Source organism: Nitrospira sp. NS4 (assembly GCF_049546785.1).
Taxonomy (GTDB): Bacteria; Nitrospirota; Nitrospiria; order Nitrospirales; family Nitrospiraceae; genus Nitrospira_D.
The window spans coordinates 440921-464199 of the sequence record NZ_JBMWAN010000001.1 but is presented as its reverse complement, the minus strand read 5'-3'; the positions used below and the strand labels follow the sequence as shown (position 1 = coordinate 464199).

Sequence of the window (23279 nt, the reverse complement as noted above, 5' to 3'; positions counted from 1 at the left end):
GAAAGCGGTCGGGAAATCGAGAGGCCGCGCCGGGCGCCTCCCTTCTTCTATTGCGATTCTCTCAGGCCCATGGTATCCGTCATCCGCTTCTGTGGGGCATTATGGTCCACCTCATCCGGGCATATGAGACGCAATCCCACATCTCCGAGCAGACAGAATGGGCGGCCGGCTGCGGTGAGCCTGGCGCTCTTCATCCTTCTTTCAATCGCGCACGCGCTGCCGGTCCTCGCTCAGGACCTGGAACTGGACTTGCCCGAGGAGTCCGGTCCGGCAGTCGTCCAACCGGCGCAGCCTCCCCCCGGGAAGCCGGAGGCAGCAGCGCCGAAGGAGAAGGAACCGGCGGCGGAGGAAGAACGCGAGGCGCCACAAGAAGCCCCTCAGGTGCAATACGAGCGCCGCCCCGCGAAAGACCTGCTCAGCGACATCTCCAACCGTCTCCTGAACGTCCTCTCGGGGGACAACGGGACCAACAGAACCGCGGTCATCGGTCGTTTCCAAGTCTCCGGAGAATACCGTGAGCGGCGAGACGGCTCTTTCCAGTTGGAAAACGTGGAGCGGCTTGATCTTCCACTGGGCGACCGGTTGATTTTCAGGGCGGATGTTCCCTTTCGAGGAATCGACCCGCAGGCGTCCGGAAGCACATCCGTGTCCGGGTTGGGTGATGTCTCGGCGAGACTTGGAGGCCAGATATGGACGCGGCCTGCGTTCACCGCCTTTCTCGATACTCAGGTGGTGTTTCCCACGGCGAGCGATCCGAACCTGGGACGAGGCAAATACCTGGTCGCTCCCGAGCTGACGTTTTCCATCCCGATTCAGGCACTGAATACGGTGTTTCTCCCGGCGGTGCAGCAAACTGTCTCAATCGGGGGAGATCCGAGCCGGAAAGACGTGAACACCACAAAAATGGGTTTGGAGTTCACGACAACCTGGGCGAACAACCTCTGGTGGACGACGATGGAACCAGGTCTGTATGTGGATTGGAACCAAAAAGGCAAGACCGCGATGAACCTGGAGTTCGAAGTGGGGAGAAGACTGGGGGACCACTTCCGCGCCTGGTGCCGACCGGCAGTGGGCTTGTGGGGCAATGGCGTTCCCGGGGCCTACGATTGGTTTACGCAAGTCGGCATTCGTTATATGTTCTGACCCTACGGTGTCGGCACAGGATTCCATTACGGGATCAGCCCGATCACCATTTGTAAGTAATGAGCATTTCCCATAGAATCGCGCGCCGTTGCGACCGGCGCGCGATCGGCGGGGTCATCACGGGAGCGATCGGGGTGAATCGGCGCTTCTGCCGCATCGCCTGCAGGGGATCGTAGGGTTCCAGGTGCCGTTGCCGAAATCGAAGCCCACCTATTGACCTGATGGGAGAAAGCCACCGTGGTCCAGAGGCAGCGTCCTGCAACGAAAACGCCGCGTACGGTCGTCCTCATACTCGGATCGGGGTTGTTCTCCGGTCTCGTGCTGGGTGCCTGGTGGTACAGCTCCGGTAAGACCTCTCCGTCGGTCACCCCATCGCCGGCGTCCGGCATGACCTGCGACATGGGCGTATCCGCTGCGAAGGCCGGTCGAGGCGCCGTAGCCCCTGTCACCGTCCAACCGGTTGCGGCAACTGTCCAAACAGCCCAGCCGGTCAGCAACTCGCCAGGCACGAAGGTTCAGCCTCCACCAGGCCCGGCACCGGAGGGGATGGCCTGGATTCCCGGCGGGGAGTTCTGGATGGGGGCGGACGAGTTTCCGGATGCGCAGCCGTGGCATCGGGTATCCCTGGACGGATTCTGGATGGACAAGACGGAAGTCACGAATGACCAGTTCGAGAAGTTCGTGACAGCCACCAAGTATGTGACGGTCGCCGAGCGGACGCTGCGCGCGGAGGATTTCCCCGGCGCGCCGCCGGACAATCTCGTGGCCGGGTCCGTCGTCTTCTCGCCGCCCGATCATCCGGTGAAATTGAACGATTACTTCCAATGGTGGTCCTACGTCGACGGGGCAAGTTGGCGACACCCGGAAGGTCCCAAGAGCAATCTCAAGGGCCGTGGGAATTATCCTGTGGTCCACATCGCGTATGAAGATGCGCTGGCCTATGCGAAATGGGCCGGCAAACGGCTGCCCACCGAAGCCGAATTTGAGTTTGCCGCACGTGGTGGCCTCGACCGCAAACCCTACGCATGGGGCGACGAGTTGAAACCCGACGGCAGGTTCATGGCGAACACCTTCCAGGGACATTTCCCGGACAAGAATACAAACGAAGACGGCTATGAGCGCGCCGCGCCTGTGGGCTCGTTTCCGCCCAATAACTACGGGCTCTATGACATGGCGGGCAACGTGTGGGAGTGGACGAGCGATTGGTACCGGCCTGACTATTATCAGCAACTGGCCGCCGCCGGTGCCATCACACGAAACCCCCAGGGTCCCACGAGCAGCATTGATCCGAGTGAACCGGGGGTGAAGAAGAAAGTCCATAAGGGCGGCTCCTTCCTCTGCACCGACCAGTATTGCGCGCGCTATATCGCGGGCGGTCGCGGCAAGGGGGAGCCTGACACGGGGACGAACCATGTCGGCTTCCGGCTCGTGCGCGATGCGCGTTGATCGACTGACAGTTACAAAATCATCAAGGAGGCGAACGATGAAGCAACGCACTCCCATCATCCTTACGCTGGCCGTCGGGCTGGTGTTAGGGGGCGTCACGGCGGGTCATGCTGCGGACAAGCTCGACCGGACGGTGTTGCCGATTCCGGAGCCCAGGGTCAAGCCGGCCAGCGAACTCGATGTCCGCAAGGCCACACCGCCGCCCCATTTCCAGGTGAAGGCGCCGGAGGGAGCGCCGAACGTGCTCGTGGTCCTTGTCGACGACCTCGGCTTTGCCGGCACCAGCACCTTCGGCGGGCCGGTCGGCACGCCGACCTTCGAGCAGATTGCCCGCGAAGGTTTGTTCTACAACAACTTCCACACCACGGCTGTGTGTTCGCCGACGCGCGCCGCACTCAAGAGCGGACGGAACCACCACGTCAATAACATGGGTGCGATCATCGAGATGGGCACGGCATTCCCCGGGAACACGGGCCAGATTCCTAACGAGGTCGCCCCGTTGGCCGAGATGCTGCGCTTGAACGGGTACAGCACCGGCGCGTTCGGCAAGTGGCATGAACTCGCGGCCTGGGAAGCGAGCGTCGCCGGCCCCTTCGATCGCTGGCCGACCCGCCAAGGTTTCGACAAGTTCTATGGTTTCCTCGGCGGCGAGACCAACCAGTGGGCGCCGTTCGTCTATGACGGAACCCATCAGGTCGAGCTGCCGGACGATCCGAACTACCACTTCCTGACCGACATGACCGATCAAGCGGTGGCCTGGATCAAGTACCAGAAGGCGCTGACGCCGGACAAGCCTTTCTTCGCCTACTTCGCACCGGGCGCCACCCACGCACCGCACCATGTGCCGAAGGAATGGATTGCCCGCTGGAAAGGCAAGTTCGACCAGGGCTGGGATAGGCTGCGGGAAGAGATTCTGGCGCGCCAGATTGAGCGTGGCGTCGTGCCCAAGGGGACGACGCTCGCGCCCAAGCCTGAGGCGATCCGGGCTTGGAACGCGCTGAACGATGACGAGAAGAGGCTGTTCGCGCGCCAGGCCGAGGTGTTTGCCGCCTTCGTGGAGATGACTGACCACGAGATCGGTCGGGTCATCGAGGGCATCAGGGAAACCGGGCAGCTCGACAACACCATCGTCGTCCTGATCTACGGCGACAACGGCACCAGCGCCGAGGGCGGCATGAACGGCATGTTCAGTGAGATGACCTACTTCAACGGGGTCCAGGAGCAGGTTGCGGACATGCTCAAACACCTCGACCAGTGGGGTGGCCCCCAGACCTACCCGCACATGGCGGCCGGCTGGGCGGTGGCGTTTGACACCCCTTACCAATGGACCAAGCAGATGGGATCCGACTTCGGCGGGACCAAGGTCGGCATGGCCATCCGCTGGCCCAAAGGCATCAAGACCAGGGGCGAACTGCGCACACAGTTCAGCCATGTGATCGACGTTGCGCCGACCATCCTCGAAGCAGCCGGTCTGCCTGAGCCCAAAGTGGTCAACGGCACGCCGCAGCGACCGATGGATGGCGTGAGCATGGTCTATTCCTTCGACAACGCCAAGGCGAAGGATCGGCATACCACCCAGTACTTCGAGATGTTCGGGAATCGCGCCATCTATCAGGACGGCTGGCTGGCCAGGACCATCCATCGGGCGCCCTGGGAACCCAAGCCCCGGCGGCCGCTCACCGAGGATATTTGGGAACTGTACGACACGCGTAACGACTTCAGTCTGGTGCACGACTTGTCGGCGAAATATCCGGAGAGGCTCGCGGAGCTGCAGGTCCTGTTCATGTCCGAGGCGGAGAAGAACCATGCGCTCCCGATCGACGACCGGGTGTTCGAACGGATCGTCCCTTCCATGGTGAACCGTCCTGATTTGATGGCAGGACGCACCTCGCTGACCCTGGCCGACGGCATGACCGGCATGACGGAAAACGTGTTTCTCAATATCAAGAGTCAGTCCAAGACCATCACGGCGACAGTGGAAGTCCCCGAAGGGACCAAGGCTCATGGAGCCATCATGGTGCAGGGCGGTCGCTTCGGAGGCTGGGCCTTGTACGTGAAGGACGGGATTCCTGCCTATGACTATAACTTCCTCGGCCTGCAACGATTTACGGTCGCATCCAACGAAGCGCTGAAGCCCGGCAAGTCCACCATCCGCTTCGAGTTCGCTTACGACGGTGGCGGCTTGGGCAAGGGCGGAACGGGCACGCTGTACGTGAACGACCATAAGGTGGGGGAAGGGCGCATCGAGCGGACTCAGCCGATGATCTTTTCGGCCGACGAGACCGCTGATGTTGGCATAGATCTGGCCACGCCGGTGGTCGAGGCGATCGGATCGGAAGCGAAGTCGAGGTTCACCGGGAAGATCCACAGCGTCACAATCGAGCTGAAGGAGAAGAAAGCGGCCGCCTCCGAGGCGGAGCAGCAGGCCCTCCGCGAGGCTCGCGCGCACAAGGCGCTCGCGGAGTGATCGGGCGGGGATCGGTCATTCCGTGCCTGGATTGTGTTTCTTGGCGGTCTTTGTGGGATTGAGACGATAATCGAACAATGCCTAGGTTGGACGGCAAAGCTTAGGAGGACATTATGAGGAAAACAGTGTCTGGCAAGGCCACCGAACGTCAGCATGAGGTTGAGTTGCTGGCCCGGTTCACGACGCCGATGCCATCGGTGGAGGCGCGCAAAGCTGCGGGCAAAGCCCTGCGCGCGAAGGTACCCCATGAACAGCATGCGGAATACCGGCCGGCGCCGAAGCGGGCCGATCCGGTTGCGATTCTCGAAGAACAGGCCAAGACGCGCCTTCCGGCCCTGGTTCCTATCCGCTACGCCCGGATGCTTGCGAGCCCCTTTGCCTTCCTGCGGGGTTCGGCGGCGGTCATGGCGGCTGACCTGGCGCAGACCCCCGTGACCGGCCTGACCGTTCAGGCCGGCGGGGACATGCATGTCGCCAATTTCGGCTTCTTCGCTTCGGCCGAGCGCCACCTTGTGTTCGGGATCAACGATTTCGACGAGACTCTGCCGGGAGCCTGGGAGTGGGACCTGAAGCGTCTGGCCGCGAGCGCCGTCGTGGCGGGCCGCTTCCTGGGCGCGGACAAGGTCCTCTGCGAAGATGCGGCCCGCGCCGCGGTGAGAAGTTACCGGAAGCGGATGCGTGAATACGCGGAAATGGGGAATCTGGCTGTCTGGTACTCGCGCCTCGACGAGCAGAGCGTCCTGGCCGCGCTCCCGCCGGAGCCGCGGATGGGAGCTGAGCGAATCATGGCCAAGGCTAAGGCGCAGGGCCACATGCAGGTGCTCGCGAAGATGGCGGAACTCGTGGACGACCGGCAGCGCATCGTCGAGGACAGACCCCTCATTGTCCGGGAGACGCACACACCGGATGGCCGTCCCATCGGGGCGGTGCTCGCCGAGACGTTTGAGCGCTACGTCGCGTCCCTTCCTGAGGAGCGCAGGACCCTCTTTGCCCGGTACCGGGTCGTGGATGTCGCCAGAAAGGTCGTGGGCGTGGGGAGCGTCGGGACCCGCTGCTGGGTCATCCTGATGAGCGGCAACGGCTCTGACGATCCTCTGTTCCTCCAGTACAAGGAGGCCCAACCCTCGGTTCTCGCCCCCTACTCGAAGACGCCCCGCTGGGATTGCGAGGGTCGGCGTGTCGTGGTAGGACAGCGGCTGATTCAGGGAGCGCCGGACATTTTCCTGGGTTGGGGTATTCAGAAGAGCGGTATCCATTTTTATATGCGCCAGCTCCGGGACATGAAGGGCGGTGTGGAGTTTGACCCGAACCAAGTACGCGTGAGGAACATTCCCGAGTATTGCAAGCTCTGCGGGTGGGCCCTCGCCCTGGCCCACGCCAAGTCGGGCGACCCTGCCCTCATCGCCGGCTACCTCGGCAAGAGCGACGGCATGGACGAGGCTGTCGCCCGCTTCGCCGCTGCCTATGCCGGGCAGACCGACCGCGATTACGATGCCCTCGTCAAGGCGGCCAAGAGCAAGCGGGTTCCCGTCGCGAAAGTGTCGTGAGGTGGCGTGAAGCAATTTTGACGGGTGGAGGTCCGCTGTCACAGGCTCCGGTTCATTGAGCGGAAACGTGGGCGTCGACGGATGAGCCGGCGGCGAAGCTCGTCCATGTAGCGGAGGTTCTGCCGTCGAGTGGTCGCCGGGAGTCTTTTCGGGCGGCACGTTTTACATAACGCGAAGGAGGGCGGAATGAAGAGACTCACCATGATGGTCGGATTTGCCTTGTGTATGGCAGTTCCGTTGGTGGTCGGATCCGCGCAGGCGGCCGACAAAAAGCCGAACATCCTCGTCATCTGGGGCGACGACGTCGGCGGCTTCAACGTCAGCGTTTACAATATGGGCATGATGGGCTACCAGACGCCCAACATCGACCGTATCGGAAAGGAGGGCGCGCTCTTCACCGACTGGTACGGTCAGCAGAGCTGCACCGCCGGCCGCGCCGCCTTCATCACCGGGCAGTCACCCATCCGGACGGGTCTTACCAAGGTCGGCCTTCCGGGCGCGCCCGAGGGCATGAAAAAGGAAGATCCGACCATCGCCACGCTCCTCAGGGCGCAGGGCTACATGACCGGGCAGTTCGGCAAGAACCACCTCGGGGACCGTGATGAGATGCTGCCGACGAACCACGGGTTCGATGAGTTCTTCGGCAACCTCTATCACCTGAACGCGGAGGAGGAGCCGGAGCATCCTGATTATCCGAAGGAGTCCGAGTATCCGAACTTCAAGAAACGGTTCGGGCCGCGCGGCGTCATTCACAGCTTCGCCGATGGGCGAATCATGGACACCGGCCCGTTGACGAAGAAGCGTATGGAAACCATCGATGAAGAGGTCAACGCCAAGGCGCTGGACTTCATGGAACGCGCCAAGAAAGCGGACAAGCCGTTCTTCGTCTGGTGGAATTCCACCCGCATGCACATCTTCACACATTTGAAGAAGGAATCTGCCGGCAAGACCGGCCTGGGGACCTATGCGGACGGCATGGTCGAGCATGACGGCCACGTTGGTCTACTGCTCGCCAAGCTCAAGGAACTGGGTCTGGAAGAGAACACGATCGTCATGTATTCCACCGACAACGGCTCGGAATCCTTTTCCTGGCCGGACGGGGGCACCACGATGTTCCGCGGCGAGAAAGCCACGAACTGGGAGGGCGGCTACCGGGTGCCGACGCTCATCCGCTGGCCCGGCGTGATCAAGCCCGGCACGATCATCAACGAGATCGGTTCGCACGAGGACATGATGCCGACCCTCCTTGCTGCGGCAGGGGACAAGACAATCAAGGAAGACCTGCTGAAGAGCAGGAAGATCGGCGACACAACCTACAAGGTCCACCTCGACGGCTACAACCTGCTGCCCGCGCTAAAAGGTGAGGGACCGTGGCCGCACAAGGAGTTCATTTATTGGACGGACGACGGCAGCGTCGCCGCCCTGCGCTACGGCAACTGGAAGGCCACCTTCCTGCGACAGGACGCTCACGGCTTACACGTCTGGCAGGAGCCGTTCACGCAGTTGCGCGCTCCGATGCTGACCAATCTGCGCATGGACCCATTCGAACTCGCGCACGAAATCGGCATGGACTATCAGCGCTGGTTTGCCGAGCATATGTTCATGATTGCTCCTGCGGCCGGGTATGTCGGCCAATGGCTGCAGAGTTTCCGCGAGTTCCCGCCGCGTCAGAAGCCCGGCAGCTTCAATCTTGACCGTGTCATGGAAGCGGTGAGCAAGCCGCAGGGCGCCGGTAACTGAAACTGTCATAGCGGACAGGCGAATCGACCCGCCGGACCACATCCGTCGTCACGGCGGGTGCGGCCTCACAAGCCACACAACCGGAAAAGGGAACTCATGATGACAATCGCACGATCACAACATCTCCTTGCCATCGTCCTTAGCGTTGCGCTGGGCGCGGTGTGCGTGTTTCCGGCAGGGGCCCAAGAAGTCCTGCCCAGACCCGAACAACCCTTCGGCGGCAAGATCGGCCGCACGACCAAGGAGTCCATTAAGGACTTTCCCAAGGAAGTTCACGCGCCGAAAGGCGCGCCCAACGTTCTGCTCATCATGACCGATGATGTGGGTTTCGGGGCGTCGTCTACCTTCGGCGGGCCGATCCCGACCGCTACGATGGACTGGTTGGCGAAGAACGGACTGCGCTACAACCAGTTTCACACCACCGCGCTCTGTTCGCCCACGCGCGCGGCATTGCTTTCCGGGCGCAATCATCATTCGGCGGCGACCGGCATCATCATGGAGCTTGGCACCGGCTTTCCTGGCTACAACTCCCTGATGCCGAAGAGCGCCGGGACCTTTGCCGAGATTCTCAAACAGAACGGCTATAACACCTCCTGGTACGGCAAGAACCACAATGTCCCTGACTGGCAGAATAGCCAGGCCGGCCCGTTCGATCTCTGGCCGACCGGGCTCGGCTTTGAATACTTCTACGGCTTCATCGGCGGTGACACCAGCCAGTGGAATCCGGCCATCTTCGAGGGCACCAAGCCCGTCGAGCCGCCGCACGATGCGAAGGAGTATTTTTTCGACAAGGACATGGCCGACCACACGATTTCCTGGATCCGGATGCAGCATGCGGTCGCGCCAGGCAAGCCCTTCCTTGCCTACTACGCTCCCGGCACGGCGCACGCGCCGCATCACGCGCCGAAGGACTGGATCGCGAAGTTCAAAGGCAAGTTCGACCAGGGCTGGGACAACGTCCGCGAAGAGACCTTCGCCCGGCAGAAGCGGATGGGCCTCATCCCGGAGAATGCCAAGCTGACCGCACGCTCGGCGGGCATTCCCGCTTGGGATTCGCTCGATGCCGATCACAAGAAGGTCTTCGCCCGCATGATGGAGGTGTATGCGGCCGCTCTGGCGCATGCCGACTACCAGATGGGCCGTATCCTCGACGCCATTGAGGCGCAAGGCGAGCTGGATAACACGCTGGTGATTTACATCCAGGGCGACAACGGCGCCAGCGGCGAGGGCGGCATGCAGGGATTGCTCAACGAGATGACGGTGTTCAACGCCATTCCCGAGGACTTCAAGGACGTCCTGCGTCGCATGGGTGAACTCGGCGGCCCGACCACGTTCAACCATTACCCGGTCGGCTGGGCGCACGCGATGGACACGCCGTTTCAGTGGACCAAGCAGATCGCGTCCCACTTCGGCGGCACCCGCAACGGCCTGGTCATCTCCTGGCCTGCGCGCATCAAGGACGCCGGCGGCATCCGGACACAGTTCCATCACGTGATCGACATCATGCCGACGATTCTCGAAGCCGCCGGTGTGCCCGCGCCGTCGTCCATCAACGGCGTCCCGCAGAAACCCGTCGAAGGGGTGAGCATGGTCTACACGTTCGACGACCCGAACGCTCCGTCGAAACGCACGACGCAATATTTTGAGATGTTCGGCAACCGCGGGATCTATCACGACGGCTGGGCGGCCGCCACCACGCCGCCCATCGCACCGTGGGTCTCCATCGCGAAGCCCGTCGATGTGAATGCCTACCAGTGGGAACTGTACAAGGTCAGCGAGGACTTCTCCGAAGCCAGCAACCTCGCGGAACGGGAGCCTGCGAAACTGACGGAGTTGCAGGAACTCTTCTGGGCGGAGGCGGCCAAATACAATGTGCTGCCGATTGATAACAGCAGGGTCGAACGTTTCGACGTGACCAACCGCCCGAGCTTGACCACCGGCCGTAACAAATTCGTCTATTACGCCGGCCTGGTGCGTATTCCCGAAGGTGCAGCGCCGGATCTGAAGAACAAGTCTTTTCAGATCAAGTCGGAGATCGTGATTCCCAAGGGTGGAGCCGAAGGGATGTTGCTTACCCACGGGGGGCGCTTTTCTGGTTACGGGCTCTACTTGCTCAAGGGGAAGCCGGTGTTCCTCTACAACCTTGCAGGCGTGGCGCGGTACAGCGTGGCTGGCAAGGAAGCGCTCAAGCCGGGCAGGCACACCATCCTGTTCGATTTCACGTACGACGGTGGCGGGCTTGGCAAGGGAGGCAATGGCACGTTGCAAGTGGACGGGAGGACGATGGCCACCGGGCGGATCGAACGCACGCTGGGCTTCCGTCTCTCGCTCGATGAGACGCTGGATTGCGGTGAGGACACCGGCACACCCGTCAGCGAGGACTATGCAGCGAAGATGCCGTTCAGGTTCACCGGCGAACTGAAACAGGTCGTCATCGAACTCGGCAAGAGCGGGCTTTCAGCGAGCGATGAGCAGGCGCTTGAAGAAGCGAACAAGAAGCTCGCCGCGGTGCGGGAGTAAACACTGCACTGGATGAGTAGCTGAGGGTTCACTGATCGGGCCGCAGGCGCCGGATTGGTGGATGCGGCGGATCGGCATCGAGCCCAGACAGTCGTTTGATCTCGGGAAGCCGGAAGGTGTTGTCAAAGGCCGGTGGACCGTGCCGTATCCGACGCTCTCACGGCCATGCGGGAGAAGACCCCGACGCTTCCGCGTCGTAAACGGCTGGCAGATGAACACCGATACGATGGGGGTGTACGGGAATTCCTGTCTCAAGCGGGCCATTATCGCGATGGTCGCTCTGGGCGCCAACCTGCCGGAAGACGCGGTTTATCCACTCAACCTCGGCGACGCCGACGGCAAGCCGCTGATCGGGGCGAACAAGTACGTGCTGCGCTTTGCCAAGAACGAGATTCCACCCGCGAACGCCTTCTGGTCGGTGACGCTGTACGACAAGGACGGGTTCCCGGCGGCCAATGACCTGAAGCGGCACGCCATCGACGAACGCGATGCGTTCAGGTCCAACCCGGATGGCTCTGTTGAGCTGTATATCCAGCACGAGTCGTCCGGTACGGACAAGGAATCCAGCTGGCTGCTCGCACCGGCAGGGGACTTCAACCTGACCATGCGGATGTATTCCCCTCGAGCCCAAGTACTCGACGGAAGTTGGGCGCCACCGGCGATCAAGAAAGTGCAGTAGGATTAATGCACGATGTCACACCCGCTGCGGTCATTCGGCGGGTGTGATACGGTCCAGAAGAAAACAATTATTATGAACACCCCGCGCACATGGTGCAGGTTTGCCGCCGCGTTCGTTGGTGGCCTGGTTGTCATCACTGCGACGGTTGCGCAGGCCGGTTCCCGTCTCTACGGTTTTATATCGTAGCTGAATCCAAGGATCATCGTGGTGTCGGTCTTCTTGCGTCCGATGTCGGGCACCGAGTTGTATCGGATGTCGTATTCAAAATTCACCCGCCAGTTTCCGATCAGTTTTATGCGCAGTCCCTGATCGGCATTCAGCCGAATCGCGGACCCGTGCCCCAGATCCTGAAATCCCTGTTGCTTATGGAACACAATCACATCGTCGCCTCGCATCATGAATTCGTAACGCAGAAGCCATGTCGCGGAGGGTGTGACAGTGGAGGGATCTGTCGTGAAATCCTGATACACGGCGGCGGGGCCGGCAGCGACGGTCAAATTGTGATGTTCCCGGTCGAGCAGATCGTAGCCCATGAGCAGGCCGCTGGTGTTGCGCAGGCGGAGATTCTGGAACTGGTCCGTTTCGGCCAGGTTGAATCCGCCCACGTAGAACCGGCGCGCCACGAAGTAGTCGTATTTGATGGTGAGGGCGGCGTTATTGGCCGTATTTTCTCCCCCGGCTTCCGCGCGATTATATTTGCCATCCAGCAGGAAGCGATGTCCGTCTATCCGATACGTGAGCGTTCCTGAAACGTTCAGCGCCTGGGTTTCGGTGTTGCCGAACGATTGATTGCCGCCGAGGCTGAGGTAGCCGCGATAATCGTTCTCCGCAAAGTTGATCGCGCGCACGTCTTCAAGCCGGATGGCCCTGTCTTCTCCGAGCGACCTGACGGTGAGCCGGTGGAGTTGGCGATCTCCCGTGCCTTCGGGCAGGTCGACCTCACCGTACAACATGACCGACATGGGACGCTCGGTGGTCACGCTCTGGACGTCTTCCCATTTAATCCTGATGATGCCTGCAGAGGGCATATCGATCTCGAGCCGCTTATTCTCCATTTTCACGATCCGGCCGGTAATCCGATCGCCGTTCTTGAGCACGACGACCGCCGCGTGCGCCGGGCCGGGAATGGCCAGGAGACAGGCCGTGAACAGACTGAGGATGAAGACGGTGGTGATTGAATAACGCATCACTGTGTGGGGGTGAGGTATCCGGTGGAGAGCAACCGGCCGGCCTGAGGCCCTGGAGGGAGAAGATCCGCCGCCGCGATTGCTGCGCGCTAACGCAGGAGAGGGCGATTTTACGGAACGCCTGCCGATCTTTCAAGCGCAGGGGGCAAAAAATGGCAATCAATCGGATGGATTTTCTCGCACGATCTGGGTAGCATCCGCGCAGTTCTCTCTCTCGTCACACGACACCGCCGGCGGAGGGCCATCATCATGGAAACTACGCGCCCATACAACCTTCTTGCCGCTGTGTTCGTCGGTGCACTGGCCTGTGCAGCACCCGTTGCATGCGCCGCAGACCCTGCGGCTTCGCTGGACGCCGGTGCGCCGTCGGGTGCGAACAGGCTCGCCGGCATCAAGTGGCGCGTTGTCGAGCTCTCAGGACATCCCGTTGCGACGCCGCTACACGGAGAGCGGCCCTTCATCCTGTTTGACCAGGCGAAACAGCAGGTTACAGGCTACGCCGGCTGCAACAGATTCTTTGGTGGCTACGAACTCGACGGCGCCGCGCTCACATTCGGGCCGATCGGCGCGACCAAAATGGCCTGCCCGGATCTCGAGGCGGGTCTCGAGACGGAATTCTTTAAGGTGCTCGATGCCACCAGAGGCTGGAAGGTTGTAGAGGGGGTGCTGCGGTTGTTGAGCGGTGATGCAGTGCTGGCTCGCCTGGAGAAGGTGCAAGGACCCTGAGTGGCAGATGGCGCGTACGATCGACGCAGACGCGTGAGGGCTTTAACCGGGGTTTGCTCCCATTCAGCGGGAGCGTCGGTAAAAGAAAAGGCGCGCTCAATAGACGAGGAGGCTGGAGGATGGGTGATTCGGCATTCAAACCAGGTCAGTATCGCGCTGCGCATATGGGGATCTGGATCATCGCCTGCCTGATTCTGACCGGTTGTGTTTTTCAGGGGGTCCGCGACCAGCAGAGGAAAATTGAAGACCGCTGCGTGATTGGCGGGACGGTCACGACGGAGCACGACAGTGCCAACCCGATCCTGGTAGGACTGATGCGCCACACGGGTGGCGAGATTGAGTCACCGCAGAATTGGGCGCTTGTCGATCACTTTGTGCTGGAATCCGCGGGGCGCTGGATGTTTCACGCCGGTCCCAGCACCTACGGGCTCGTGGCGTTTGAGGACAGCAATGCCGACGGCATATATCAACCCGGTGAGCCCTTCCTGAATGTCGACGCGAAGCGGCTGCTGACCTGTCAGAGGGGCGACCGCAAGAACGATGTGGCGCTCGTCATCCCGACCCAGAGGCGTTCGCGTCTCGAAGGGGAGATCAATTTCGACACGCTCCAGGCGCGTACCTCGAGCGAGCAGGTGCGCGCGAGCCTCGGACTCGCGACGGCCTACGGTGAGGTCGTGACGCTCGACGACCCGCGTTTCCGGGAGGAACAGGCGACGAACAGCCTGTGGCGGCCGTACGACTTTATCTTCGACGTCCATCCCGGCGTGTATTTCCTTCAGCCGTACGATGCCGGGAAAATTCCGGTGCTCTTTGTGCATGGGATCAATGGCACCCCGAGCAACTTTCGTTCGCTCATCGAGCGGCTGGATCGGAGCAGGTACCAACCCTGGGTCTACTATTATCCCTCCGGCGCCCGCCTCGCCGTCGTCTCCGACCATCTCGATCAGATTATGAAGCATCTGCAGTTGCAGCATGGCTTTAGACGCTATTACGTGGTCGCCCACAGTATGGGGGGGCTGGTGTCGCGCGGCTTTCTGTTGCGGAATCAGACGGGGGGGAGCCGTGCGCGCATCCCGCTGTACATCACGATCTCCACCCCCTGGGCGGGGCACAAGGCGGCCGAGTCCGGCGTGAAGTATTCGCCCGCGGTGGTGGGCGTCTGGAACGACATGGCTCCCGGCAGTGCCTATCTGACCGATCTCTTCTTCCAGGAGGGCGGCGGCGCTCCGGTGCACCGGCCGCTGCCGGCCGGTGTCCGGCATCACCTCTTGTTCGGGTACAAGCCAGGCGGAAGCCCCGTCGGTGAGTGTACTGACAGCACGGTGACGCTGGCGAGTGAGCTGTATCCGGGCGCACAGGAGGACGCGAACCGGCTCTACGGCTTCGACGAGACGCACATGGGCATCCTCGACAGCGTGGAGACTTCGCGTGTGGTCAATCGTCTGCTCGACGAGGCGTCGCGTTAACAATGGCAAGGGATTCAGCCATTTGGTCTCGCCATGCCCGCGCGTGGGCCTCGTAGGTGGCTCCGCGGACCGGCAGAAAGAGTCTCTGACAGCTTCTTAGTCCCCTGTTGCCTCTGCTTCTTGACGGGTGAAAGCCTTCTCGCTATGCTGCCGCCCCATTGCTCATTCTCCGACGGGCACAAGACAATGTTTCGCTCGCCAGGCAGTTCAAGTGGACAAGTGGGATCATCGGGTGTCCCTGAGGGGGACATATCATATGGAGGAGATGTGTATGCGGCAAGGTGAAGTCATGATGTCCGTGCGTCGGGCTTTCTCGCGGTTCCGGAGTGTGCCGCTCCTGGCGGCGTTCGCCCTGGGCCTGCTTTGCACGGGGCCATCGATCGTGAGCGCGGAGGAGCCGGCGACTCCTGAACTGACTGACAAGTTGATGCTCCGCGGCGGGTGGGCCTATGTCTTCGGGGCGACCGCGAACGTGTCGGTCGGTGGCCCTGTTTTAGGCGTCGGCACAAACATTGACCTCACCAACACCCTGGGTGTGAACAGCAGCACCGATGCCTTCCGACTCGATGGCCTTTATCGGTTCAACGACCGGCATGCCATCGGGTTGTCCTACTATCGGGTGGGGTTGAGTGGGGACAAATCGATCAACCAGGAAATTCTCATCAACGACCAAACTGTTGCAGCTGGTGCGGCGACCCAAACCAGCCTGAGCTTCAACACCTACCGGTTGATCTACAATTACACCTTTTACCGGAACGACAAGGTGGAGTTGGGTGTGTCCCCCGGGCTCTACATGATGCAGACTAAATTTAGTTTCGCGGCGCAAGGCACCATTAATGGCACCGTAGCCAATTCAACAGTGGTCAAGGAGGAGTTGACGCTTCCGCTTCCGTCGATCGGCCTGGTCGCGAACTATAACATCACGCCGAAGCTGCAGTTTCAGAGCCGCTATGACATCTTCTATCTGACCATAGGCAATTACACGGGAGCGATGTTTGAGTTCTATGCCGGACTTGAGTACCGGCTCCATAAACACTTTGCGATGGGCGCCGCGTTCGACCGGCTGCAAGCCGAGTTGAGGGGAAGCGGAGATGAAGGGTTTAACGCGAATTTTAGTTACAACCTGGCTTATGTGTATGCGACCATCTACGCGTTCTAGGTATCTCCGCGCGGGTGGTGTCTCGTCAGCCTGAAGCACGATTAGATCTCGGTGTGTGCGTTCTATGAGCCCGGCGGAGGGGCGCTACACTGTCCCTGACTTGCATTGGGATTTGGTATAGCCGGAGGGGGGCTCTGCCGCTCCCCTAGAAGCTGCGGAACATGTAGCGCACGCCGACCTCGACATTCCAATCGTAGGCCCCGATCAGATCCCGCCCGAACACCCCGACTCCAGGCCTGGCATATACCCCCAAGGGCCCCACGACACTCCGCCCGACTTCAAGTTCCAGAGTCAGACTGCCTTTCGCGTTCCGCTCCCAATCGATCTGCCAGACCGTCTGCGCGATGCTCCACCAACGCTCGGCCCAGAACGAATTGATTTGTGCGACGAACCGCGACAGATTCAAGGACTTTCGAGCCGGATCGCCGCCAACGGAGACTTGTTGTGAGAACAATCCGATCAGGAAGGACTCCCATTGGGGAAGAAACCGGGCCGTGGCAATGGTGGGGCCGACCGTGTACTTGCCGAGGCCCAAACCGGTCTCGGCGGCGGTCGGCATCGTTGAGACCACCCCGACGAGGAGGGCGTATTCGGGCGTGTTATAGGCGCGCCACCCGGCTGTGACGGCGAGGTCGCTGAAGCCTTGTGTGCTGGTGATGCCGGTACGGTTCGGATCGCTCCATTTTATGAATGGCGCATCCACGCGGAACAAGAAATCCTTCCGGAACGGCAGATCGACCCGGGCGATGGTATCGCTGGCGCGCGCTCCCTGAGCAAGGTCGTTGTAGGCGGAAGACAGTTGCATGCGGCCCACGATGGCGGTGGGGTCGGTCCCATACTTGGCGGCGAGTTTTCTGAGACGCTCCGCCTCTTCCCGCTGTTCCGGTGTCACCGGCTGCGGCCCCAGCCGTTTGAAGAGGCCGCGTCTCATGGGGACGACCTCGGGCTCTTCCGCCGGCTCGTCCATCTCCACTTTCGGGCCCGACTCCGGGGCGCTCCGCACCGGCGGCTCAGGGCGTGGTCCCTGTGCCTGCCCGGCAAGGGGACAGGCGAGGACCAGTGCCAGTATCCAGCTGCATTCCCAGGCAAGCGCGGTTCGTGACGACTTCATCTGGACCATCCGGATGGCAATCATTGAATAGATAAGTTGAGTGTGCCATCCAGGACGAACTGTATTTCGATGCCGCCTGGGACCGGGTAGATGCCGCGCGGGTCGAATTTGGTGATGGCGCCTCCAATCGAAATGCCGGGAGCCAGTTCGCGGTTCATTTGCCGTTGTACCCGTGAGCGCAACCCCTCAATGCGGTCGCCTACTTCAATCTTCGTGTTGGGAAGGACTTTCTCGCGGATGGTGTCGTGCATCGTACGATTGGTAAATTTTGCCAGCCTGTCGGAGGTCTCCACCGTGAAATCGAAATGGCTCAGCTCCAGCGTGCGCCCGTCGGGAGTGAGCGTCGGCTTGCCCTGGAGATAGAGCTTGCCGTTGAGTCCTCCTGTGACCGTGACCTCGCTGATGAGGTTGTTGCCGCTCCCGTAGACCCGGATGCCGGTTACCTGGATTCTGGACCCGACCGGCGGAATAATTTCTTGGCCCACGAATTCCTTGGCCATCCGGTCGGTCAGCTCCTCATAAGGAATGAGCATGGGAACGGCCAGGTGAAAGCCTTCCTGTGCGGACGGCCCGATCTGGAGGGATGGGAGCGGGTTGCTCTCGATGCGCGGTTTGGGACCGACGACGATCCTCGGCTCGAAGGCAAAGCTGATGGTGGTCTGGACTGATTGGTCGCCATTCAGGGTTACCGGCCCCGGCCGGGGGTTTTGGGGGCGGTACAGCAACCACGTGCCGGGCCTGAGCTCCATTGGCTCCTGGAATTTCTCCCAGACGATCTGGGCCCGTTTCTTCGCCTCGGCATGTTTGAGGAAGGTGTCATCGATGGCCGAGGCCAGGGACGGCAGCCGCTGATTGAGCCACTCGTCCAGTAACTCGCTCACATCGAGGTCGATCGGCTTCAATCGGCAGGGTTCTCCGAATTGCGGAGGGCCGAACCGTGTGGCGGTGGACATGGTCCAGTTATCGCTCCATCGCACTTCCGACGTTGCCTCCAGGCTCATGCGCATGTGCGCGTTCTCTCCATACCCGCATTCTGCGATCCGGGTGCTTCCGTTCGGGTCCTTCAGCCGCACCCGCACGCGATAGCGGACATCGGGAAATTCCGTGATGAGCCGATCGCCCGCCATTTTGAAGCGCACCGGCCCTCTCCAAAGATAGTATTGATAGTCGAACGGAACTCCGTTGAGTGGCCGCTTGCCCGGGATCCATTCCTTCTCATGCTCATGATGGAGGGTGATGGCCGATTCCACGGCCTCCCTCATTTCCCCGAGGGCTTTCCCGACCTTCAGGTTGACGACGGAGGGCTCAAGTGCCGGGGGAGGGGGCGGCGGCGTGAGGACATCGGTCGGTTTCGGGATGACGAGGTTGGAATCAGCCAGGAGCAGGGGAGGGCTCAAGAGCCAGACCAGCAGGAAGACTGCCGGGATTCCTGCCCGCAAGATTCCGACGACTGTATGAATCGTGCTTGTCCGCGTATACGATAAGTTCTGCATCATGTTCCTCTAACCCTGGTCGTTCGATTGTGATTCAAAGTCGCGTGATTCATCCAGACGGGACTCGTAAGCCTGCGTAATGATTTGCGCGGGCGATGATACGCGACAGCGGGTAGCATGTAAATCCCGGTGCGCATCGATGGGGCGGGAGCGGTCATTTTCAGGTATTTCGAGACCTCCGCATATTGCGTCGTCTATCGGTTCTTGACATTCACTGGAATACCAGGCTTAAGTGCCTACGACTGGCTATGGTTGTCAGGAGAACTGCCTAGGAGTCCGCGAGGTCGTTGCGCACGCTCTCCGGATTGTACATCAGCGGTTTTCTCGGCAGCAGCAGTTAGCGTCCATTTATTTATCCACTCAGAAGGAAAGGAGTCTCAACGATGAAGATGAGATTGTTTGCGTCATTGATGTTTGCCGGGTTCGTGTTCGCGGCGTTGCCCGTGTCGGCCCAGGAGGCCGGCGCCTCCGCTGTGGATACCAACATGGAGATCCTAAAGGAGAAGCTGAAGGCGGACAAGAAATTGCTCGTCGCCGCCAACATGAATCTGACCGACGCAGAGAGCAAGAACTTTTGGCCCTTGTACGACGCCTACCAGAAGGACCTGATGCAGTTGAACGAGCGCATCGGCAAAACCATTTCGGCCTATGCCGAGGCCTACAACCAGGGCCAGGGCACGATCAAGGACGAGACGGCCAAGAAGTTGTTGCATGAGATTCTTGAGGTGGAGGAGGCGGAGGTCAAGCTCAAGCACTCCTATGCAAAAAAACTCGGCAAGGTGTTACCGGCCACGAAGACGGCCCGCGCTATCCAGATGGAGAACAAGATTCGCGCGCTGATCAAGTATGAACTTGCGGCGCAAATTCCGCTTGCGTACTAAGCGCGCAGCCTGATGACGCCATGGCGGGCTCCCGAAGGAGCCCGCCATGAACTGAGCATGATGGTGGGCGCTCATTCTGAACAGGGGAGAACCAATGCAGGGGAGAAGGCGATCAGCCTTCTGTTCTTCGTCCTCTTCCTGTCGCTCTTCTTGTGCGAGACGACCGCCCTTGCGGAGGTGACGGCCGAAGGGCGCGCCACCTTGTTTTACACGGATGACGTCGCGCTGTTTTCTGCCACCCGCCGGTTGAGTGTGCACGGGGATCCAACCCAGCCGGCTTTGGATACCTCCCTTACAGGGAAAGGTTCGGACATGGTGTTCGAGCCAGACCTGATCGTCTCAAAATTGATTGCCTCGTCCTGGGGAAAGACCACGCTGTCCGTCAAGGCCCAGGGGTTTATCTTTGCGGTGAATCCACGGTTCAACCAGGCGAGCGTGGGACTGCAGGCCTTGCACTCATTCACGCCGGATACGGCGATCAGGCTGCGGTACTACACGGCCCCCGACCAGCTTCTCGGCGACAACGAGGAGCGTCGGAGCGGCACCCACTCCCTTCAAGAAGAGCGTGTCACCTCGCATGTCGGGTCGATCCGGTTCGAGCAACGGCTCTCCGAGAACTGGGAATTGCGCATCCTGGGTCGCGTCGGAGCCCGCGAGTACAACGAGGCCTTCGCCCAACGGGATACGACCTTCTGGACGATCGGCCCTCACCTGGACTGGCGCGTAGCTGAGCGCCTGAAATTGTTCCTCGGGTATCACTACGAACGCGGTCTGGCGGATGGCCGAAACCAGCCTCAATTTGAGGACGACACGTCCTACGTCAATCACTTCGTGTCTCTCGGGCTTGAGGCCCAGTTGCTGGACCGTCTTGAGATGGAGCTGGGCTTTCACTTTGAGCGCAATAATTGGACGAGCGCCATTGAGGGGGATGAGCGACACGGCGCGCATGAAACAATCGTTCAGGGTGAGATGATGTTCTTCTACCGGCTCACGGACCAGGCGCGGTTGACGTGTGCCTTCCAGCGGTCGCAACGCCGTCAAAGTTTCGAACAGGAGAGCGTGTTCAATACGAACGTGTCCGTGGGGGCTAGTTATCGGTTCTGATGTGAGGTCCTATCGTGTCTAGGCCATGAGCCGGTCGATCCGGTCGCAGACATGAGCGGCGAAGGGGAGCGAGCAGGTAAAGGCCGGCGAGACGGCATTGAGCACGTGCATGGAACGGCGGTCGCCTTCAAGGACAAAGTCCATCTCCAGTTTCTTCTTCGTGATGTCGAGCAGTTGGGCCCTGATGCCCGGACGCCCCCACTTCACATAGTTCTTCTCCTCCACGCCTTCGGCCAGCACCGAGGCAAGCTCCACCATTTTGCTGCGGGAATACTTGGCAATCTCTTCGACTGCCAGACGCCGGTAGTCGAATTGCGCGTCTGTCAGCAGGCCTAATCCACGGCCGGCCACTTCCATCATCTCCCCCAGCTTGAAATTGCTGAGCCCCTCGTAATTCTCGCGCCACAAAGCCGGAATGGCCGTGGGGCCGATCTTGGCCTTTCCATCCGCTGTAATCGTGAAGTGGACGCCGAGGAAGGGATTTCTCAAATCGGGAACCGGATAGATATTGGTGCGGATCGCGCCCGGCGGTTCATTCGAATAGAGGTAGAGGCCCTTGAAGGGCAGGATGCGGTAGTTTTCGGAGAACCCGTATTCCAGGGCGATCTTGTCCGCATACAGCCCGGCGGCGTTCACGGTGTAGTCGGCCGCGATCAAGCCTTGGCTGGTCTGGATCCCCTGCTCGGTGCGCTTTACATAGGCGGTGCCGAGGCGTAGCTCGATGCCTTCATGCATCGCGTCGCGCTGTATGGCTTCAATTACATGAAGCGGATTGACGGTTGAGGTGCGCGGCGAAAACAGGGCCCGCTGAAAGGTTTTGACGCGTGGTTCGATTTTCCTGGCTTCCGCCTCGGTCAATTCCTGAATGTCGATTCCGTTCATCCGTCCGCGTCTCAGGAGTTCGTCCAGAGACGGGAGATCGCGCTCATCCTTGGCCACAACGAGCTTCCCGCATCGATTGATCGGGATACGGTTCCGCTCGCAATAGGCGGTCATGCGCTCATTGCCGAGTTTCGTGAATTTCGCCTTGAGGCTGTCTGGCGAATAGTAGAAGCCCGCATGGAGGACGCCGCTGTTACGTCCGCTGGCGTGGGCTCCACATTCCGTCTCTTTCTCGATTAAGACGATACGAGCATCGGCATGGCGCGTCTTGAGTTCTCTGGCGATACTCAGGCCGATGACGCCGCCGCCGATGACCAGAAAATCATAAGGAGTCATGGGTGCTCACGATGGATTGCCGGATGATCGAGACCATGCGCTGCAATTCGTTCAACGTGACGGACAGCGGAGGCATGAGGACGAGCACGTTGCCGATCGGGCGCAGCAAGAGGCCCCGGCCGCGCGCCTCCATGGCGACCCGGTGGCCCATCCTGGCAGCGAGCGGGTAGGCTGCTTTGGTTGCGCAATCCCGCACCAGCTCGATGCCCACCATGAAGCCCCGCTGACGAATCTCGCCGACATGGTCCAGCCTTGCAAGCGGACGCAGGAGGCGTGTGAGCGCGGCAATCTTAGGGCGCAGTTTCGTCAGTGTTTGTTCCTTCCTGAAGACCTCCAGATTTGCGAGTGCCACGGCGCAACCCAGCGGGTTGCCCGTGTAGCTGTGCCCGTGAAAGAAGGTCTTGAAGTCTTCATATCTTCCCAGGAAGGCCTTATAGATGTCTTCGGTCGTCAACGTGGCGGCAAGGGGCATGTAGCCGCCGGTCAATCCCTTGCTGATACACATGAGATCCGGCGTGACGCCTTCATGCTGGCAGGCGAACATCTTGCCCGTCCGCCCGAAGCCGGTGGCCACTTCGTCGGCAATCAACAGGACATGGTATTTCGTGCAGAGCTCACGGACTCGTTTGAGGTAGCCGGGCGGCGACGTGATCATGCCGGCCGCGGCCTGGACCAGCGGCTCGATGATGAGTCCGGCAAGGTCGCGATGGTGCCTCTTGAGCAGCTGTTCAAGCGGATCGACACAGGCGGTCCCGCAGTCCGGGTAGGTCAACTTGAGCGGACAGCGATAGCAGTAGGGCGGGTCCGCTTCAACGGTCGGGAACAGCAGCGGCTTGAATCGGCCGTGGAATAGTTCGATGTTACCGACACTGACGGCGCCGATGGTGTCGCCATGATAGGCCTGCTTCAAGTGCAGAAACGAGGTCTTGGGTCCGACATCTGGATGGCGCTGCTGCCAATATTGCACGGCCATCTTCAGGGCGACTTCGACCGCCGTCGATCCGTTGTCGGAATAGAAGACCCGTCTCAGTCCCTTGGGCGCGATGCGGATCAGTTCGCGCGCCAATTGAATGGCCGGTGGATTGGAAAGGCCTAAAAAGGTGGAGTGAGCAATCCTGCCGAGCTGGTTCTTGATGGCGCGATCGAGGGTCGGGTGCCGATGTCCATGAAGGTTCACCCAGATGGAAGAGGTGCCATCGAGATAGCGGTCGCCCTCCGCATCGATGAGGTATGAGCCTTTCCCTCGTTCGATGATGAGGGGGGCTTCCTGTTCCCACTCCTGCATCTGGGTAAAGGGATGCCAGAGATATTTATGGTCCCAATCCGCTAATCTGTCAGGGCCTGTTCTTTTGGGCATGCGAATCAAGACGTCTGAGAAGATAACCGGCGACG

General features: G+C 60.7%; 17 protein-coding genes. 12 read left to right on the top strand and 5 right to left on the bottom strand.

The genetic code is table 11. From position 1 onward, the window contains the following. Nucleotides 1–174: 174 nt before the first annotated feature. The 7 genes from ACO9S2_RS02075 (at nucleotide 175) to ACO9S2_RS02045 (ending at nucleotide 11542) form a co-directional block, all read left to right on the top strand. Nucleotides 175–1143 (top strand): hypothetical protein, encoded by a 969-nt coding sequence (locus ACO9S2_RS02075; protein ID WP_423720145.1) that lies wholly within the window; start codon nucleotides 175–177, stop codon nucleotides 1141–1143. Nucleotides 1144–1380: 237 nt separating this feature from the next. Beyond that, nucleotides 1381–2589, top strand: a complete 1209-nt coding sequence (locus tag ACO9S2_RS02070) for a formylglycine-generating enzyme family protein (protein ID WP_423720144.1) — start codon at nucleotides 1381–1383, stop codon at nucleotides 2587–2589. A gap of 37 nt (nucleotides 2590–2626) precedes the next feature. Continuing rightward, entirely contained in the window at nucleotides 2627–5056 is a 2430-nt protein-coding gene (locus tag ACO9S2_RS02065; RefSeq protein WP_423720143.1) for an arylsulfatase, read from the top strand. A 113-nt stretch (nucleotides 5057–5169) separates the two neighbouring features. Further along, nucleotides 5170–6603: a DUF2252 domain-containing protein gene (locus ACO9S2_RS02060; protein ID WP_423720142.1), complete on the top strand. Its 1434-nt coding sequence runs from the start codon at nucleotides 5170–5172 to the stop codon at nucleotides 6601–6603. A gap of 201 nt (nucleotides 6604–6804) precedes the next feature. Next, nucleotides 6805–8343: an arylsulfatase gene (locus ACO9S2_RS02055; RefSeq protein ID WP_423720141.1), complete on the top strand. Its 1539-nt coding sequence runs from the start codon at nucleotides 6805–6807 to the stop codon at nucleotides 8341–8343. 96 nt (nucleotides 8344–8439) lie between these two features. Continuing rightward, on the top strand, nucleotides 8440–10863 hold the full coding sequence (locus ACO9S2_RS02050) for an arylsulfatase (RefSeq protein WP_423720139.1): 2424 nt from the start codon (nucleotides 8440–8442) through the stop codon (nucleotides 10861–10863). Nucleotides 10864–10924: 61 nt separating this feature from the next. After that, complete coding sequence (locus ACO9S2_RS02045) at nucleotides 10925–11542, top strand: DUF1214 domain-containing protein (RefSeq protein WP_423720138.1); 618 nt, start codon at nucleotides 10925–10927, stop codon at nucleotides 11540–11542. A gap of 167 nt (nucleotides 11543–11709) precedes the next feature. Here the strand turns inward: ACO9S2_RS02045 and ACO9S2_RS02040 are convergent, their stop codons facing one another. Next, entirely contained in the window at nucleotides 11710–12729 is a 1020-nt protein-coding gene (locus tag ACO9S2_RS02040) for a DUF481 domain-containing protein (RefSeq protein WP_423720137.1), read from the bottom strand. A 249-nt stretch (nucleotides 12730–12978) separates the two neighbouring features. Here ACO9S2_RS02040 and ACO9S2_RS02035 point away from each other — a divergent pair, with 249 nt between their 5' ends. The 3 genes from ACO9S2_RS02035 to ACO9S2_RS02025 all read left to right on the top strand — a co-directional run bounded on the left by ACO9S2_RS02035 (nucleotide 12979) and on the right by ACO9S2_RS02025 (nucleotide 16080). Beyond that, nucleotides 12979–13455: an META domain-containing protein gene (locus tag ACO9S2_RS02035; RefSeq protein ID WP_423720136.1), complete on the top strand. Its 477-nt coding sequence runs from the start codon at nucleotides 12979–12981 to the stop codon at nucleotides 13453–13455. A gap of 119 nt (nucleotides 13456–13574) precedes the next feature. Continuing rightward, nucleotides 13575–14921: an esterase/lipase family protein gene (locus ACO9S2_RS02030; protein WP_423720134.1), complete on the top strand. Its 1347-nt coding sequence runs from the start codon at nucleotides 13575–13577 to the stop codon at nucleotides 14919–14921. A gap of 271 nt (nucleotides 14922–15192) precedes the next feature. Further along, complete coding sequence (locus ACO9S2_RS02025; protein ID WP_423720133.1) at nucleotides 15193–16080, top strand: hypothetical protein; 888 nt, start codon at nucleotides 15193–15195, stop codon at nucleotides 16078–16080. Between the two features lie 145 nt (nucleotides 16081–16225). Here ACO9S2_RS02025 and ACO9S2_RS02020 read toward each other — a convergent pair whose 3' ends face one another. Further along, entirely contained in the window at nucleotides 16226–17191 is a 966-nt protein-coding gene (locus tag ACO9S2_RS02020) for a hypothetical protein (protein ID WP_423720132.1), read from the bottom strand. Nucleotides 17192–17211: 20 nt separating this feature from the next. After that, entirely contained in the window at nucleotides 17212–18687 is a 1476-nt protein-coding gene (locus ACO9S2_RS02015) for a DUF4403 family protein (protein WP_423720130.1), read from the bottom strand. 380 nt (nucleotides 18688–19067) lie between these two features. Here ACO9S2_RS02015 and ACO9S2_RS02010 point away from each other — a divergent pair, with 380 nt between their 5' ends. Further along, on the top strand, nucleotides 19068–19565 hold the full coding sequence (locus tag ACO9S2_RS02010; RefSeq protein WP_423720129.1) for a hypothetical protein: 498 nt from the start codon (nucleotides 19068–19070) through the stop codon (nucleotides 19563–19565). Between the two features lie 12 nt (nucleotides 19566–19577). After that, entirely contained in the window at nucleotides 19578–20669 is a 1092-nt protein-coding gene (locus ACO9S2_RS02005; protein ID WP_423720128.1) for a hypothetical protein, read from the top strand. Between the two features lie 18 nt (nucleotides 20670–20687). Here ACO9S2_RS02005 and lhgO read toward each other — a convergent pair whose 3' ends face one another. Next, nucleotides 20688–21887 carry an L-2-hydroxyglutarate oxidase gene (gene lhgO, locus ACO9S2_RS02000; protein ID WP_423720127.1) on the bottom strand — a complete coding sequence of 400 codons (1200 nt, stop codon included), beginning with the start codon at nucleotides 21885–21887 and terminating at the stop codon, nucleotides 20688–20690. After that, on the bottom strand, nucleotides 21874–23244 hold the full coding sequence (gene bioA, locus ACO9S2_RS01995; protein WP_423720125.1) for an adenosylmethionine--8-amino-7-oxononanoate transaminase: 1371 nt from the start codon (nucleotides 23242–23244) through the stop codon (nucleotides 21874–21876). Before bioA ends, lhgO begins: the two co-directional genes overlap by 14 nt. Nucleotides 23245–23279 lie beyond the last annotated feature (35 nt).